This is a genomic window from Thalassolituus sp. (assembly GCF_034111725.1).
GTDB lineage: Bacteria > Pseudomonadota > Gammaproteobacteria > Pseudomonadales > Oceanobacteraceae > Thalassolituus.
The window spans coordinates 56,246-70,674 of record NZ_JAWUWR010000055.1 but is presented as its reverse complement, the minus strand read 5'-3'; the positions used below and the strand labels follow the sequence as shown (position 1 = coordinate 70,674).

The 14,429-nt window shown below is 46.8% G+C and carries 15 protein-coding genes, 1 pseudogene and 1 riboswitch; of the genes and pseudogenes, 7 read left to right on the top strand and 9 right to left on the bottom strand.

Annotation, left to right across the window (positions count from 1 at the left end):
- Positions 1-975 carry a GTP 3',8-cyclase MoaA gene (gene moaA, locus UXZ23_RS09415; protein ID WP_320820331.1) on the bottom strand — a complete coding sequence of 325 codons (975 nt, stop codon included), beginning with the start codon at positions 973-975 and terminating at the stop codon, positions 1-3.
- Positions 964-1,123: riboswitch (molybdenum cofactor riboswitch) on the bottom strand. It overlaps the preceding gene by 12 nt.
- 99 nt (positions 1,124-1,222) lie before the next feature.
- Entirely contained in the window at positions 1,223-1,381 is a 159-nt protein-coding gene (locus UXZ23_RS09410) for a hypothetical protein (protein ID WP_320820330.1), read from the bottom strand.
- A gap of 86 nt (positions 1,382-1,467) precedes the next feature.
- Here UXZ23_RS09410 and UXZ23_RS15640 point away from each other — a divergent pair.
- Positions 1,468-1,752: pseudogene (locus tag UXZ23_RS15640) on the top strand (phage tail protein).
- 148 nt (positions 1,753-1,900) lie between these two features.
- Here UXZ23_RS15640 and UXZ23_RS09400 read toward each other — a convergent pair.
- Genes UXZ23_RS09400 through UXZ23_RS09390 form a run of 3 tightly spaced genes read right to left on the bottom strand, consistent with a single transcriptional unit; the run spans position 1,901 to position 4,171 of the window.
- Positions 1,901-2,680 (bottom strand): CLCA_X family protein, encoded by a 780-nt coding sequence (locus UXZ23_RS09400; protein ID WP_320820329.1) that lies wholly within the window; start codon positions 2,678-2,680, stop codon positions 1,901-1,903.
- 31 nt (positions 2,681-2,711) lie between these two features.
- On the bottom strand, positions 2,712-3,449 hold the full coding sequence (locus UXZ23_RS09395) for a hypothetical protein (protein ID WP_320820328.1): 738 nt from the start codon (positions 3,447-3,449) through the stop codon (positions 2,712-2,714).
- Positions 3,446-4,171, bottom strand: coding sequence for a hypothetical protein (locus UXZ23_RS09390; protein ID WP_320820327.1), 726 nt, complete (start codon positions 4,169-4,171; stop codon positions 3,446-3,448). Before UXZ23_RS09390 ends, UXZ23_RS09395 begins: the two co-directional genes overlap by 4 nt.
- A 348-nt stretch (positions 4,172-4,519) precedes the next feature.
- On the opposite strand from UXZ23_RS09390, the gene katG reads away from it, so the two are divergent.
- Both katG and UXZ23_RS09380 read left to right on the top strand, forming a co-directional pair.
- On the top strand, positions 4,520-6,703 hold the full coding sequence (gene katG, locus UXZ23_RS09385; RefSeq protein ID WP_320820326.1) for a catalase/peroxidase HPI: 2,184 nt from the start codon (positions 4,520-4,522) through the stop codon (positions 6,701-6,703).
- Between the two features lie 221 nt (positions 6,704-6,924).
- On the top strand, positions 6,925-7,080 hold the full coding sequence (locus tag UXZ23_RS09380) for a hypothetical protein (RefSeq protein ID WP_225666065.1): 156 nt from the start codon (positions 6,925-6,927) through the stop codon (positions 7,078-7,080).
- A 193-nt stretch (positions 7,081-7,273) separates the two neighbouring features.
- On the opposite strand, the gene UXZ23_RS09375 is transcribed toward UXZ23_RS09380, so the two are convergent.
- Genes UXZ23_RS09375 through UXZ23_RS09360 form a run of 4 tightly spaced genes read right to left on the bottom strand, consistent with a single transcriptional unit; the run spans position 7,274 to position 10,883 of the window.
- A complete protein-coding gene (locus UXZ23_RS09375; RefSeq protein ID WP_075274445.1) occupies positions 7,274-7,882 on the bottom strand; it encodes a glutathione S-transferase family protein in 609 nt (202 codons plus the stop codon).
- A gap of 57 nt (positions 7,883-7,939) precedes the next feature.
- Positions 7,940-8,983, bottom strand: coding sequence for an NADP-dependent oxidoreductase (locus tag UXZ23_RS09370; protein ID WP_320820325.1), 1,044 nt, complete (start codon positions 8,981-8,983; stop codon positions 7,940-7,942).
- Positions 8,984-8,999: 16 nt separating this feature from the next.
- The gene (locus tag UXZ23_RS09365) at positions 9,000-10,157 is read right to left on the bottom strand and encodes an iron-containing alcohol dehydrogenase (RefSeq protein ID WP_075274443.1); all 1,158 of its coding nucleotides are present in this window, start codon (positions 10,155-10,157) and stop codon (positions 9,000-9,002) included.
- A 57-nt stretch (positions 10,158-10,214) separates the two neighbouring features.
- Complete coding sequence (locus UXZ23_RS09360; protein WP_320820324.1) at positions 10,215-10,883, bottom strand: type 1 glutamine amidotransferase domain-containing protein; 669 nt, start codon at positions 10,881-10,883, stop codon at positions 10,215-10,217.
- On the opposite strand from UXZ23_RS09360, the gene UXZ23_RS09355 reads away from it, so the two are divergent.
- From UXZ23_RS09355 to UXZ23_RS09340, 4 genes are all read left to right on the top strand, one after another.
- Positions 10,876-11,040: a hypothetical protein gene (locus tag UXZ23_RS09355; RefSeq protein WP_320820323.1), complete on the top strand. Its 165-nt coding sequence runs from the start codon at positions 10,876-10,878 to the stop codon at positions 11,038-11,040. The genes UXZ23_RS09360 and UXZ23_RS09355 overlap by 8 nt on opposite strands.
- Before the next feature lie 18 nt (positions 11,041-11,058).
- The gene (locus tag UXZ23_RS09350; RefSeq protein WP_075274441.1) at positions 11,059-11,970 is read left to right on the top strand and encodes a LysR family transcriptional regulator; all 912 of its coding nucleotides are present in this window, start codon (positions 11,059-11,061) and stop codon (positions 11,968-11,970) included.
- Between the two features lie 216 nt (positions 11,971-12,186).
- Positions 12,187-13,407: a succinylglutamate desuccinylase/aspartoacylase family protein gene (locus UXZ23_RS09345; RefSeq protein WP_320820322.1), complete on the top strand. Its 1,221-nt coding sequence runs from the start codon at positions 12,187-12,189 to the stop codon at positions 13,405-13,407.
- A 234-nt stretch (positions 13,408-13,641) separates the two neighbouring features.
- On the top strand, positions 13,642-14,337 hold the full coding sequence (locus tag UXZ23_RS09340; protein WP_320820321.1) for a DUF6933 domain-containing protein: 696 nt from the start codon (positions 13,642-13,644) through the stop codon (positions 14,335-14,337).
- The last annotated feature ends 92 nt before the right edge of the window (positions 14,338-14,429 follow it).

Genomic DNA, 14,429 nt, shown 5'->3' with positions numbered 1-14,429 from the left:
TTAGCCACCAATCATGGCAAAGTGCTGGATTGCGCCAGTTTCGCCATCGTGTAAAAAGTGGTTGGCTTTCTTCTCTTGTAGAAGCTCCTGTAAAGCCAGCTCCAGCTCAGCCTCTTTATCGGCAATCATTAATGGTCGGAGATCGTAGCCATGCTCACCAAATAAGCACAGGTGTAATTTGCCAACAGAGGAAATACGTAAGCGATTGCAGGTGGAACAGAAATCGTTGCTGTACGGCATTATTAAACCGATGCGGCCTTCGTAGTCGGGATGGCAAAACTCCAGCGCAGGACCTGCATGGGCCCGACGCAATACAGGCTGCCAGCCGTTTGCCTCTAAGCGTTGTTTAATGCCCTCACCGGATACGTGATTGGCAGCGAAGTAGTCTTGGTTATCGCCCGTTTGCATTAATTCAATAAACCTTAGAGTAATAGGCGTTGTTTTTATCCACTCTAAGAAATGATCGAATTCAGCAAGATTGTAATCACGCAGTAATACGGCGTTAACCTTAATGTTTTTGAATCCTAGGGTTTGCGCTAGCGCAATGCCATCGAGTAATTCTTGCAAGCGATCGTGACCGGTAATGGCTTTAAATTGGCGCGGATCTAGGCTGTCGATACTGACATTAAGCTGCGTTAGACCGGCGGCATGCCAGGCTGGGAGATGCTTCGTTAGCTTATAACCATTAGTCGTTATGGCGACTTGCTCAATACCGGGCGTGTTTGCCACAGCCTGAATGATTTCTGGTAAGTCGTGGCGCAGGCTAGGTTCTCCGCCAGTAATGCGGATTTTACGGGTTCCTTGAGCCGCAAAGGCGCGAGCCAAGTGAGTGATTTCTTCAACCGTTAGTGACGTTGTGTCATCGCTGCATTGGTAACCGTCAGGCAGACAGTAGTTGCAACGAAAATTACAGACGTCAGTAACCGACAGACGCAAATAGCTAAAGCGCCGCCCGTAGGAGTCTTGCAGAGTCATGTTACACCTTTCCAAATGTGGGAGGCTCAACCGTTTCCGGTGGAACCCTGGTGGTACATCAAGTGAGTACCACGGCGAGGACACCATGTTGCTGTGTTCAAAATGAAGACGGCCATTTAGGTGCCAACGCTCGGCGTTGTAAAAGATTGAGTGTACGGTTCTAAGGTAGTGCGGCCAAGGGTTTATTTGTGACGATATGAAGGATTTTTTGCTGAAAATGATATTTGTGGGTGGCTAGAGTCGACTATCAAGGACGGTTGACTCTCGTGGTCATATCCGTCTGATGGTGTGCCATTGCTAATTCAGTGGCACGACCTGCGGCATGCAGTTGTTCCATAAAAGTAAGGTCTTGTTCGGTGAATCGACGTAATTTAACGCAGTTTTTCCAGCAACTGCTGTCAGTCATTGTCTTTTCTCTGCAAGGATAGTGTCAGGCATCTACGGCAAATTGGGGGGGGATACCTGCACCTAAAGTAAACGGGAGGATAGAAAATGGCTGAACCTTTTTTAAGCGAAATCCGTATGTTTGGATTTGGTTGGGCGCCGCAAGGTTGGGCTCAATGTGATGGGTAAATCTTGCCGATTAACCAAAACCAATCTTTGTATTCACTGCTGGGAACAACGTACGGGGGTGATGGTCGCAAATTATTTGCGTTACCAGATATACGTGGCCGCAATCTTACTGGTGGCACTGCGTCAACGTCATTTTTAGGCAACGGTAATAGCTGCATTACTTGCAACTTTGTTGTCAGCGCAAACGGGTGCATGGAGTGTTGAAGGTGGCGTTGGTGTTTCTCAGTTGGATCCAAACTTAAATAATAATTTAACGTTGAGTGATGACAGTGACATGATCTGCAGGTGTCTACGGCCTATCACTTCAATCGTGAATGGACATTAGGCTTTAGACATCATTTCTAGTTGATTTTTATTGGCTTTTATTTAAGATTAACGCTCGTCCGAGCTGCGCAAAGTAATTCTGAAAAGCTTGATTGATTAAAATTCGCTGCTCATCTTGGGGGTAGAGGCCCAGCCTTGCTTCTTCTGATTGTTTAGTGCCTTTTACCAAATAGTTATTTTTAATATGAGCATCTTGAACAAATGCCTCGAAAGCGCGAGCGCACATTTCTTCTGGCAGGCTGTAATAAACTGTACCGGCGGCTTTGTCCATTTCGGCGGAGCTTAAAAATAATTCACTAGGCTGTTCGCCAGATTCATCCAACAGCACGGCTCGATAGCAATTAAATAACAAAGCGTTAAGGGGATGCTCAATCGGTGCATATTGTGCCAGCCAAGCAGTCGAGGCAAATAATCTCGGTTTGTTAATATTAAATGCTTTATTGCAAATATAATGATCGAATGCGTGAAACCATTCGTGGGCAATGCTGCCTGGCCCTGCGTTTTTTGCCAGTGCAAAGGCTCGTTGATCGGGTGCGTAGTGGGCCGCCACACCAGGGCGACCACCTTTACCGTATTGCAGAGCCAAAGTGCCCCGCAGAGAAATAACTTCGTCGGGTACTGCGAGGATTTTAGTTAAATCACACAGCGCATCGTAAAAATAGATGGCGGCTTTTTCTTGTTCTTTTTGCGTAACCCAAGCGCCAATTTCTACCCCGCGAAAATCAAAACGGTCACGTACTTCGCGAAACGAAATATATTCATCGTCAGAGCGATGACGTGGGCCACGGCGGTAAAGTTCAAATTCCAAATCTGATCCTTAATACAAAGCTATTAAGTGGTTAAGGCTCTGCTCTCGAGATGGGAGTATGCTCTACAGTCGACAGCTTAGGGTAGGAGTATTTAATATCTTCCAACGGAATATCCACCAGAACATTATCAAACGTGATTGGTATACTGGCTTCTTGGGCATGCATGGAGCCATGAAATGTATTGGTGATCGGTGCTGAAATCAGTTGATCTAAGTGCATGCTGGTAGTAATTGTTTGCTGAATATTCGGCGTTATTGTTTTCTTAATATAAAATGAAATCGGCCCATGATAGCTCAGCGGCAAACTTGTATTCACAGGTACAGTAAACGCGACGGGTAATTCAAAGCGGATAGGTATTGTTCCGCGTACAGACAAATTGGGCAGCCAAGCACTCACCAACTCGGTTCCTGCAGCTACCTCTAAATCGGTTTCAACTAAAATAGTGTCAGAAAACTCTGCCGTTAAATTCAGCGGGATTTTCGTATCAATATCCAACTGCACTTGGTAGTGCCCATCAATATGAAATGGAAGGCGTAGATTATTTAACGGCACACTGATGGGTATATCGCCTAACAAGCGAAAGCTAATGTTACTGTTAATGTCGGTATTAAAGGTCAGCGGTGAATCAAAGCGAATTAAACTCGCTTGCTGCTTTAGTGATATGCCCATAACAACATTGGAATACACGACAAAGCCGAGGACCGAGCTGATTATCGCGAGCACAACCAGAATCCAGCCGCCAATAATAATGCGCGCCAAAGCGATCAAGGTTTGTCTCCATGCGAATCGCTCGGGCTAAAGGTAATGGTTTCAAGCGGTACATCGATATTCAGTTCACGAATGGTGATGTCGGTTGCTTTATCTAAGGTGACATTGGCGCGCAGCGGCTCTAGTACAGGAATAGATAAGGATTTCTTTACCGGAATGTCAGCGATGATGTTGGTATCTAAGCGCACTTTTATCTTGTCAGAAATTGAAACCTGAGCCGGTGCGCTAAAGACTAGATCGATATTTCGGTCGATGGGGATGCTTAAATCAACCGGAATGTCCGCCTTTACAGGAACAGAGCCTTTTAGTGGCAATTTAATCCATGCGCCCAGCAACTTAACGCTTACTTTACCGTCAATAGGTATCACTTGATCGACATGAATTGTTTGCTGTACCGGCAGCGTCATTTTAATCGGAACTTGTCCGTTAAAGTCCACCGTGACATCGAATGTTTCTTGCAGAGGTATGGTTAATGTTTGTTTAATTGGGACATTAGCAGGAATTACAGTGTCTATGTTTACCCTCAATGGATCGAGAATATCGACTGTTGCAGGGAAGGCATCGGCGATTTCAATGCGGGCCTTTTGGTCATACAAGGGGATGTTGGCCGTGACGTTATTCCAGATCCAATACGCTACAAATACGCCTCCAGCAATGGATGCTAATAGGCTGAGACCAGCGATTGTGAGGAGGATAGCAATAATGATCTTGCGAAGGCTCATAGGGCGCTCCGTAAGCAAGAAAACCAATCGGTAGCAAAAGACATCACATCGGGTATCCGTTTGGGCGATACAAAAACTGATCATACCACTTCTAGGCTTTCGCTAGGGGAGGTCTTGCTGGCGGAGTGGGTAAGTAAGGCTCGCAACTGAGTGCGGATAGGCTATGTTGTATAGCGGTAACGTGACAGCCATATCGGCCTATGTAAACGCGTGGTTAGTGTGGTATATAAAATTACTATCGAATCTATAAATATAATTAATTTTTTTAATAGATCGAGACGCCTATTATGGAGTCACAAGAACGTAATGACGTAAACCGCAATATGTAACCCCCGAAGGAGTCATACCATGGACAACAATCAATCTTCAGCCGGTAAGTGCCCGGTCATGCACGGCGCGAACACAGCCAACGGTAACTCCAACACCGCTTGGTGGCCGAATGCACTCAACCTCGACATCTTGCATCAGCACGACACCAAGACGAATCCGCTTGGCGAAGACTTCAACTACGCCGAAGAATTCAAAAAAATCGATCTCGAAGCGCTTAAAAATGACGTCAAAGCGCTAATGACGGATAGCCAAGAGTGGTGGCCGGCAGACTGGGGACATTACGGTGGTTTGATGATCCGTATGGCATGGCACTCAGCCGGTAGCTATCGTATTGCCGATGGTCGTGGTGGTGCCGGTACTGGTAACCAGCGTTTCGCGCCGCTCAATAGCTGGCCAGACAACGTGAACTTGGATAAAGCACGTCGTTTGCTGTGGCCGATCAAAAAGAAATACGGCAATAAGCTGTCTTGGGCTGACCTAATGATTTTGGCTGGCACCATGGCGTATGAATCCATGGGCCTGAAAGTCTTTGGTTTTGCTGGTGGTCGTGAAGATATTTGGCACCCAGAAAAAGACACCTACTGGGGTTCTGAGAAAGAATGGCTCGCGCCTAGCGGTAGCGAAGGTACCCGATACTCAGGCGAGCGAGATCTCGAAAACCCATTAGCCGCTGTAATGATGGGCTTGATCTATGTGAATCCAGAAGGCCCAGATGGTAAATCTGATCCATTAACAAGCGCACGCGATATTCGCGAAACCTTTAAGCGCATGGCGATGAACGACGAAGAAACCGTAGCATTAACAGCCGGTGGTCATACCGTGGGTAAATCTCATGGTAACGGTAAAGCCGAAAACTTAGGTGCGGAGCCAGAAGCGGCGGACGTCGAAGAGCAAGGCATGGGCTGGAACAACCACAAGACTCGTGGCATAGGTCGCGATACCGTGACCAGTGGCATTGAAGGCGCGTGGACGACCAACCCAACACAATGGGATAACGGCTACTTCGATTTATTATTGGGCTACGACTGGGAGCTAACGCACAGCCCAGCCGGTGCGAGCCAATGGCAGCCCATTGGTATTAAAGAAGAGCACATGCCGGTTGACGTAGAAGACCCGTCAATCCGCTGCATGCCAATGATGACCGACGCCGATATAGCGATGAAAATGGACCCAGAGTATCGCAAGATTTCTGAGCGTTTTCATAAAGACCCAGCCTACTTCTCCGACGTGTTTGCGCGCGCTTGGTTTAAGTTAACGCACCGTGACTTGGGGCCAAAAAGTCGTTATTTAGGCAGCGACGTACCTGCGGAAGACTTGATCTGGCAAGATCCAGTGTCTGCGGTGGATTACACCCTAAGCGACGCTGAAGTAGCGGATCTTAAATCGAAGATTTTGGCTGCCGGTGTGAGTGGTGCGGATTTGATTGCCACGGCATGGGACAGCGCACGTACCTTCCGCGCTTCCGATTATCGTGGAGGTGCCAACGGTGCCCGTATTCGCTTAGCGCCGCAGAAAGACTGGGAAGGCAATGAACCAGCCCGTCTGCAAAGCGTATTAAGCATGCTGGAAGGCATTCAAGCAGGCTTAAGCAAACCAGTTAGCATGGCTGATTTGATTGTCTTGGGCGGCACGGCAGCGGTAGAAGCAGCAGCCAAAGCCGGTGGTGTCGATATTACTGTACCGTTTATCGCGGGCCGTGGTGATGCAACAGATGAAATGACCGATGTTGAGTCTTTCGAGCCACTGGAACCAGTGCATGATGGCTTCCGTAACTGGGCGAAGAAAGACTACGTCGTACAGCCGGAAGAAATGCTATTAGATCGCACCCAATTGATGGGCTTAACCGCTCCAGAAATGACGGTGTTGATTGGTGGTATGCGCGTGCTAGGCACCAACTACGGTGGCACAAAGCACGGGGTATTTACCGATAACGTCGGCGTACTAAGCAACGATTTTTTCGTAACGCTTACCGACATGAGCTACGACTGGAAGCCAGCGGGTAAAAACTCGTACAACATCGTTGATCGTAAGACCGGCGACGTGAAACATACGGCAACCCGCGTTGACCTAGTGTTTGGTTCTAACTCGATCCTGCGCTCATACGCCGAAGTGTATGCCCAAGACGATAACCGCGAGAAATTTGTGCGCGATTTCGTGAAAGCTTGGGTGAAAGTGATGAACGCTGACCGTTTTGATGTGTAATTAAAACGGTGTGATCTAAAGCCATAACGAAGCCTTGAAATAGAAATATTGAAAGGAGAAAAGAAAGCCAGCAAGAGAGGAACCTCTTGCTGGCTTTTTTAATACTTTGAGGCCTGATGCCCAATTTATGTGTCGTCAGGCTTTCTCATCGGTTTCAGGCATTCTATGATGAGTGCATACTGATGATTTGGCGTTCAATATCCTTCTTTGGAGACACCATTATGGGTGATGTAGTAGTTGATCAAAACAAAACGGACGAGACTACCGATTGGGATGATGTGTCGTTCCTTGATGAGATGGAGTTAGGTGAAGTAGACCCTGAGTCCTATCAAGAGCAAGACGACGATGGCTGTGAAGGCGGTGCTTGTAAGATTTGATTCTGTAAGCTGTGGTCGCATTTGTTAATGCAAAGCACTACATCGCCCTTGGTTTTTTAAATACTTATTAAATTTTGAAGAAAAGGCCGACATTAAGTCGGCCTCTCGTTATGGTTGCACTGACGCCTGCTATCAATGCTGATGTTATCTGATCAGACTGCATTTGACGGCAAGCTAGCAATCGTCTGAGTGATCAACCAAAGCTCGCTGCTTTTTGATAGGCTGGTCGCTGCTGCATTTTGGCGAGATAAGCCAGAGTGCTGTTCTTGCCCTCCAGTAATCCACCGCTAGCCGCAATCTCTAAAATAACCGTCATCATGATATCCGCAGCGGTAAAATGATTCCCTGCGAAGTATGCACGCTGACTCAAGGTTGTTTCGATGTAGGCAAAGTCAGTCGCAATTTCTTTTGCGATATAGCCATCCATTGGTTGCTGCCCCGCGCGCGTCTCCATTTTCATCAATAGATTGGTGACTACGGGCAAGCCTAAAGATCCTTCGGCAAAGTGAGACCACTCAAGGTACTGATAATACTCAGCACTCCCTAGCGTCGGTCTTAGTCGTTGTTGCTCATCTAGATTAATGATGTATTCCATCACCGCGCTGGATTCGCATAAGGTTATATCCCCATCAACCACAACCGGTGCTTTACCTAAAGGATGAACCTTTTTTAAGCTTTCTGGTGCGAGGTGCGTGGTGGCATCACGTTGATGATCTATACGTTCGTACGGCATTGTCAGCTCTTCTAACAGCCATAATACTCGCTTAGAACGGGATTGATTTAAGTGGTGTACGGTTAACATAGTCAGTCGCTCCAACAGGGCAGTTGTAAAAAATAAACTCGTAGAAAAACGCGTATATTAGCGTTCGTCAGAACCCACTCTTACCACTAATTTCCCAAAATTTTTACCTTCTAATAATCCCATGAAGGCCTCTACCGCATGCTCTAAACCATCCACTAAATCTTCACGGTATTTAATTTTTCCGGCTTGTAACCATTGCATCATATTTTCGCTAAATTCATTGTAACGATGACCATAATCATCAAATACAATGAACCCTTGCATTTTGATGCGTTTGACTAGCAGGGTCCCCATGAGCATTGATAAACGATCAGGGCCTCCCGGTAAGTCAGTTGCGTTGTATTGTGAAATCATTCCGCACAAGGGAATTCGGGCGCATGCGTTTAATAGCGGTAATACTGCATCAAATACCTTACCGCCCACATTTTCAAAATACACATCAATGCCGGCATCACAGGCTTTGGCTAATTGCTCGGCAAAATCCAGTGTTGTGTGATCAACACACTCATCAAAGCCTAACTCATCGATTGCCGAACGGCACTTCTTCACGCTACCGGCGATACCAACCACTTTGCAGCCTTTTAATTTGGCAATTTGACCCACGAGGCTACCAACAGCTCCGGTTGCAGCAGCCACAACAACGGTTTCACCGGCTTTCGGTTGGCCGATATCTAACAGACCCATGTACGCGGTTAATCCCGGCATGCCCATAACCCCTAGTGCGTAGGACGGTTGTGTCGGATGCCTGCCCAATTTTAATAAATCAACACCATCTGAAATCGAGTAGTCTTGCCAGCCGGTGAATGAAACTACCCAATCACCCACCTCAAAGTCTGGGTGATTGGAGACGTCTATCCGACACACGGCACCACCGACCATCACGTCATTAATTGCGACGGGTTCGGCGTATGATTTAGTATCATTCATGCGCCCGCGCATATAAGGGTCGAGTGATAAGTAAACCGTGCGTAACAATACTTCGCCTTGCTTAGGGCTAGGTTTTTTCGTCTCTACCAAATTAAAATCGCTAAATTTGGGCGCGCCTACCGGGCGCGACGCCAATAGCCATTGGCGGTTATTTTGCTGATTGGAAATAGCCACAATAGGATTCCGCTAATTACAGTGCAGTGATTAAAATTTTACGGCTTACTTCGGGCGTGATTGCGCCATGCTCCCCGAGTTTGACCATCCCATGCTGGGTTAATTTTTCAATCAAGCCATCAATGTCAGCTTCACCCAAATCAACATGTGATAAACGAGTCGGTACTTGCATTGCGTGGAAGAAGGCTTCGGTTTGCTCTATGGCGCGATGAATACGTGACTCTTCGCTACCGTCGGTTAGGTTCCAAATGCGTTCAGCGTATTGTAATAATTTCTCGCGCTTCGCTTCAGTACACACCTTCATCACGGCAGGCAATACAATCGACAAGGTGCGAGCGTGATCAATTTTATAGGCACCGGTTAGCTCATGACCAATCATGTGAGTGGACCAATCTTGCGGAACACCCGCACCGATCAGGCCATTCAATGCCATCGTTGCGGCCCACATAATGTTACCGCGAACGTCTAAGTCTTTCGCTGTTTCGGCGACTAAGGCTTTTGGCCCTTCTTCTATTAAAGTGAGCAATAAACCCTCGGCGAAACGGTCTTGAACCTTACCATTTACGCTATAGGTTAGGTATTGCTCCATTGTGTGAACAAACGCATCGACAACCCCGTTACTGATTTGACGATCCGATAACGATAGCGTTACGACGGGATCAAGGACGGCAAATAATGGGCGTACAAAGGAGCTCTGGAATGGTAGTTTGTTACCATCACGAGTAACCACTGCGCCGGTATTTGATTCCGAGCCCGTTGCTGGCAGCGTCAATACACAACCAATTGGTAAGGCTTGCTTGATCGGTTGCCCCTTTGCGACGAAGTCCCATGGATCATCGCCTTCGAACAAGGCGGCGGCTGCAATAAATTTGGTACCATCAACTACAGATCCGCCACCAACCGCTAATAAAAAGTCGATATTGTGCTCACGGATTAAATTTTGGGCCTTCATTAATGTGTCGTAACTTGGATTTGGTTCAATACCCGAAAATTCATACCAAGTATGTTCGCTCAAAGCGTTGACTACTTGATCATAAACGCCATTTGTTTTGATCGAACCGCCACCATACGTAACTAATACTTTTGCATTCGTAGGAATAGCCTTGCTTAGCGCTTTAATTTGACCTTCGCCAAAGTGAATTTTGGTCGTGTTTTGAAAACTGAAATTTAACATGCTGGTTTTCCTATATATTCAATAAAATGGTTAATTAAAGAGGCGCAGAGGGTGTGTCTATACTGAAAGAGCGGCTAACAATTTTTTTGCAGCCAGTTCTGAGCTAGCGGGGTTTTGGCCAGTGATTAGCAAACCATCTTGGACCGCGAATGCACTCCAGTCCGCGACTTTCTGAAATTCTCCGCCACGTTTAACCAATTCATCTTCTAACAAGAAAGGTACAACATCGGTCAACTGCACGGCCTCTTCTTCACTATTGGTAAAGCCGGTGATGACTTTGCCTTTGACAACATACTCACCGTCACTGTCTTTAATATTTAAGAATGCGGCCGTTGCATGGCAGACCGCAGCAGCCGGTTTATTCGCCGTTAAGAAATCTTCAATTAGCGCGATAGAATCCGTGTTCTCTGGCAAGTCCCATAATGGACCATGTCCACCTGGGTAAAATACGGCGTCATAGTCGGCGGCATTCATATCGGCCAGCTTTGCAGTATTGGCTACTAAAGCCTTTGCTGCAGAATCGGCATCAAAGCGATGCGTGGATGGGGTTTGGAAGTCAGCCAATTCGCTTTTGGGATCCACCGGGGGCTGGCCGCCTGCGGGGGATGCAAGTGTTACCTGAACACCGGCATCGACAAACGCGTAGTAAGGGGCGGCGAACTCTTCTACCCAGAATCCGGTCTTCTCGCCCGTGTTGCCTAGGTCTGCATGAGAGGTAATGACCATTAATACTCGTTTAGTGCTTGAATCAACCATGCTGTCGTCTCGTCTATTTAGTGGGTTAGCACCGCACCACGTGTATTGCGATGCTGAATCGTTAGAACCAGTGTATGCCTATGTTTTGGATCGAACAATACGGATAAAATTGAACACATTGGTTTAAAATTTGATACAATTGGGTATGAATTTATCGATTGAACAACTCAAAAGCATGGTGATTTTTGCTCAGGTCGTTGAGCAGGGTAACCTGACCGAAGCCGCCAAGCATGTCGGTCTATCACGTGCTGTCGTCAGCTATCACATTAAAAAGCTAGAATCTCAGTTAGGAGTGAAGTTACTCAATCGCTCGACGCGTTCTGTCGCGCTAACCGAAGCAGGTGCTGAGTATTACCAGTCATGCCGAATCATTGCGGAACAAGCCTCGATCGCAAATCAGAAAATGGAAAATCTCAAAAATGAACCGGAAGGACTTTTAAAAATAACGTGTCCGGTGAATTTCGGTTTACAAATGGTGGTGCCAGCGTTGAATGATTTTCGCCGCCTGTACCCTAAGATTGAATTAGATGTGATGCTGACCGATGAGGTGGTTAACATCATGCAAGAAGGCATTGACCTAGCGATTAGGGGTGCGCCTCTGCCTGATTCTGGATTACAAGCAAGCAAGCTATCAAGGTTACCTACCTGTCTATGCGGCTCGCCCGAGTACTTTAAAAAACACGGTCGCCCGACCACCCCAGCAGAGCTAGAACGACATGCTTGGGTTATTTATAAGTTAACGTCCGGCGTTATAGAATTAAATAAAGGTAGCAGTTCCTACAGCGTTGCCGTCAAAGGCTGCATTAGCACGAACAACGCAGCAGCGCGCACCGCCTTTATCGTTGGCGGCCATGGCTTGGGGAAGATTCCGCTTTATGATGCATGGCCAAAAATTCAAGCCGGTTTGTTAGAGTCAGTGTTAGACGACTATCAACTAAGCAGTATTGATATCTATGGTATTTTTCCTCCGGGCAGTGCCAGCTCGAAAAAGCTACGGCTCTTGCTGGATTACCTCAAGGTTTACTTCGCAAAGTCACTCGCCCTGATAAATCCCTAGCGTCTTACCGTGTGCTGATATGTCGCACAAAATGCAAAATAGCTGATCATTTGAAAAACTAATTAATGAAGATGATTTCACGACTACTTATCGAACAAAATTACTACTAGAATGTATACAGCCTTAAGTGAATTTTCTAAAATTTTGTTCCGAACCCTAATCCCATCAAGCAGTCATATGGCGTCTATCATATTTGCCATACAAGGATTTCCGTACATGCCGTTTTTTTGCCGTATCGTGTTTTTATGGACTTTGTTTTTGGGTGTTTCTGTCAATAATGTATACGCCACCGAACTTGCTGATGACGAAGACATTGTTATCAGCGAGGTAGACGAAAAATCCATTATTGCAGAAGAGCCTGTGTTGGATATGCAGGCTTTAGAAACCTCCGTGGAGATTCAAGCTGTAGCCTTGCAGTTATTAGGTGAAGAGGTTTTGCCTGGAAAGTTTATGCCTCTGAACTGGAGCCCAGAACAATCCTTTCAGAGTCTTAATACACCGGTTCCTGTGCTTGTGGTGCATGGTGCAAATTCTGGCCCAGTGATGTGTTTAACGGCAGCGATTCACGGTGATGAATTGAATGGCATAGAGATGATTCGCCGTCTTATTTATCAGCTTGATCCAGAAAAAATGAACGGTACAGTCATTGGTATCCCTATCGTTAATTTGGATGGTTTTCGCCGTGGTAGTCGCTATTTAGCTGACCGTCGTGATTTGAATCGACACTTTCCCGGCAGCCCGAAAGGCAGCGCCGCTGATCGCATGGCGTATTCGCTATTTCATAATGTTATTCGCCACTGCGAGTACCTTGTTGATCTGCATACCGGTTCGTTAAAGCGTACCAACTTGCCACAAATTCGCGGTGATTTAGGCAACGAAACAGTGTTCGATTTTAGTCGCCATTTTGGTGGTATTACCGTGCTACACGGCGTCGGAGCAAAGGGCACATTAAGGCGCGCCGCTGAAGACATTGGTATTCCAGCAATAACGCTAGAAGCGGGGGGGCCAAATCAACTGGACAAGCGCTCGGTGGAAGCTGGTGTCACCGCGATTGAAACGCTACTGCAAAATCTGGGTATTCAGCCAACGCTGCGTTTTTGGGGCTCACCACAACCGGTTTTTTATCAGTCGCATTGGATTCGCGCCGATCAAAGCGGAATATTAATATCCTCCGTTGAGTTGGGCGATAAGGTTAAAAAAGGCGATGTACTCGGCATTGTGACCGATCCAATGACCAATACCGGCAGCAAAATCATCGCCACTTTTAATGGCCGTATTTTAGGAATGGCATTCAATCAGGTCGTGCAAACGGGTTTTGCTGCGTATCACGTCGGTGTAGAAAAAGAACCTGAAGCGGTGAAAGAAGAAGTGCTCATTGAAAGCGAAAAAATCGACAAGCCAGAGGCGCTAATAGAAAGCAAAATAGAGCAGGAATAGCGACTCCGCTCTACCACTGCCGACGGCGGGATAGCTCTGGTCTACTTCCTGCAAAGTGCTCAATCCAGTGACAGAAATGCGAAGTCGCTAATTGCTCACTAGAACGCTTTGATGGAATAGAAATTTTAATAAGAGAATATAAGCGGTTAGAATCCCTCTTCGATATGCTGCCCGCCAAATGCATTGCTGGCGAATCGTGCATTCTTACTGAAGCCGACTAATCTAGAGGTCTTTATGATTCGCATCCACAGTACGAAAAAATTATTCGCCAAACTGCCTGTGGATGAGCTTGGGCTGCTGCTAGCACCCAAACAATCGGCCGCTTTATTCAATACCAGTATTTCCGAGCACACCAATCCCTTGGGTAGCTGGCACGCTAATCTCCTTACGTTACAGCGGCGCAATTGTATTTTATTGGTGCATGATGAAACCCTGTTTCCCTTGTTTATTCCTTGCCTAACGAAACCTGATTTCAATGCCTTGCAGTGGCACTTTGAGGATGTGTTGATGAACACCTTACTCAAAGCGGGAGCCAGTCACGAACACATGGAAACGGCATCGCGTTTATTGCAGCCCTTGGTATTTGATACCCAATGCAATCGCTCGGTGCAGGGCACCATGAATCGCATGGCCGGTGATATTGAACATACGCTGTATTTTAATGAAATCGATGTGCAAGACCTCTCGTCATACCGTACCGGCGCTTGGCTAGCGGAACGCCCGTGTAATGTGAAACGGAAAGAAGACTGCATTATTCCTTATTTGGATATGCTGGAGTTGCTCAGTAAGCCTATCGCAAAGGCTCAAGATCACCATGAGCCTGCCAGCCAATTGGATGTGTCAGAGTACATCAACCAAAGCGAACTGCCTGATAATGTTGTGTCACTGGCGGGGTTTAAGCGAAAGTCAGATAGTAATTCAGGGAGTTAGTCCTTTACAGGCTACTCGAATTTGAGTCTTAGAAGGCGTTCTGTTGGTATTCGGCTAGAGTTGTTACAAAACACGATAGGAAATCATTAACC

Bases quoted from the DNA above. Each gene is read 5' to 3' on its own strand.
- UXZ23_RS09350 (WP_075274441.1), top strand. From the start codon at position 11,059: ATGAATTTATCGATTGAACAACTCAAAAGCATGGTGATTTTTGCTCAG.
- UXZ23_RS09380 (WP_225666065.1), top strand. From the start codon at position 6,925: ATGGGTGATGTAGTAGTTGATCAAAACAAAACGGACGAGACTACCGAT.
- UXZ23_RS09365 (WP_075274443.1), bottom strand. From the start codon at position 10,157: ATGTTAAATTTCAGTTTTCAAAACACGACCAAAATTCACTTTGGCGAA.
- UXZ23_RS09360 (WP_320820324.1), bottom strand. From the start codon at position 10,883: ATGGTCATTACCTCTCATGCAGACCTAGGCAACACGGGCGAGAAGACC.
- UXZ23_RS09375 (WP_075274445.1), bottom strand. From the start codon at position 7,882: ATGTTAACCGTACACCACTTAAATCAATCCCGTTCTAAGCGAGTATTA.
- UXZ23_RS09345 (WP_320820322.1), top strand. From the start codon at position 12,187: ATGCCGTTTTTTTGCCGTATCGTGTTTTTATGGACTTTGTTTTTGGGT.
- moaA (WP_320820331.1), bottom strand. From the start codon at position 975: ATGACTCTGCAAGACTCCTACGGGCGGCGCTTTAGCTATTTGCGTCTG.
- UXZ23_RS09390 (WP_320820327.1), bottom strand. From the start codon at position 4,171: ATGAGCCTTCGCAAGATCATTATTGCTATCCTCCTCACAATCGCTGGT.
- UXZ23_RS09410 (WP_320820330.1), bottom strand. From the start codon at position 1,381: ATGACTGACAGCAGTTGCTGGAAAAACTGCGTTAAATTACGTCGATTC.
- katG (WP_320820326.1), top strand. From the start codon at position 4,520: ATGGACAACAATCAATCTTCAGCCGGTAAGTGCCCGGTCATGCACGGC.
- UXZ23_RS09355 (WP_320820323.1), top strand. From the start codon at position 10,876: ATGACCATTAATACTCGTTTAGTGCTTGAATCAACCATGCTGTCGTCT.
- UXZ23_RS09340 (WP_320820321.1), top strand. From the start codon at position 13,642: ATGATTCGCATCCACAGTACGAAAAAATTATTCGCCAAACTGCCTGTG.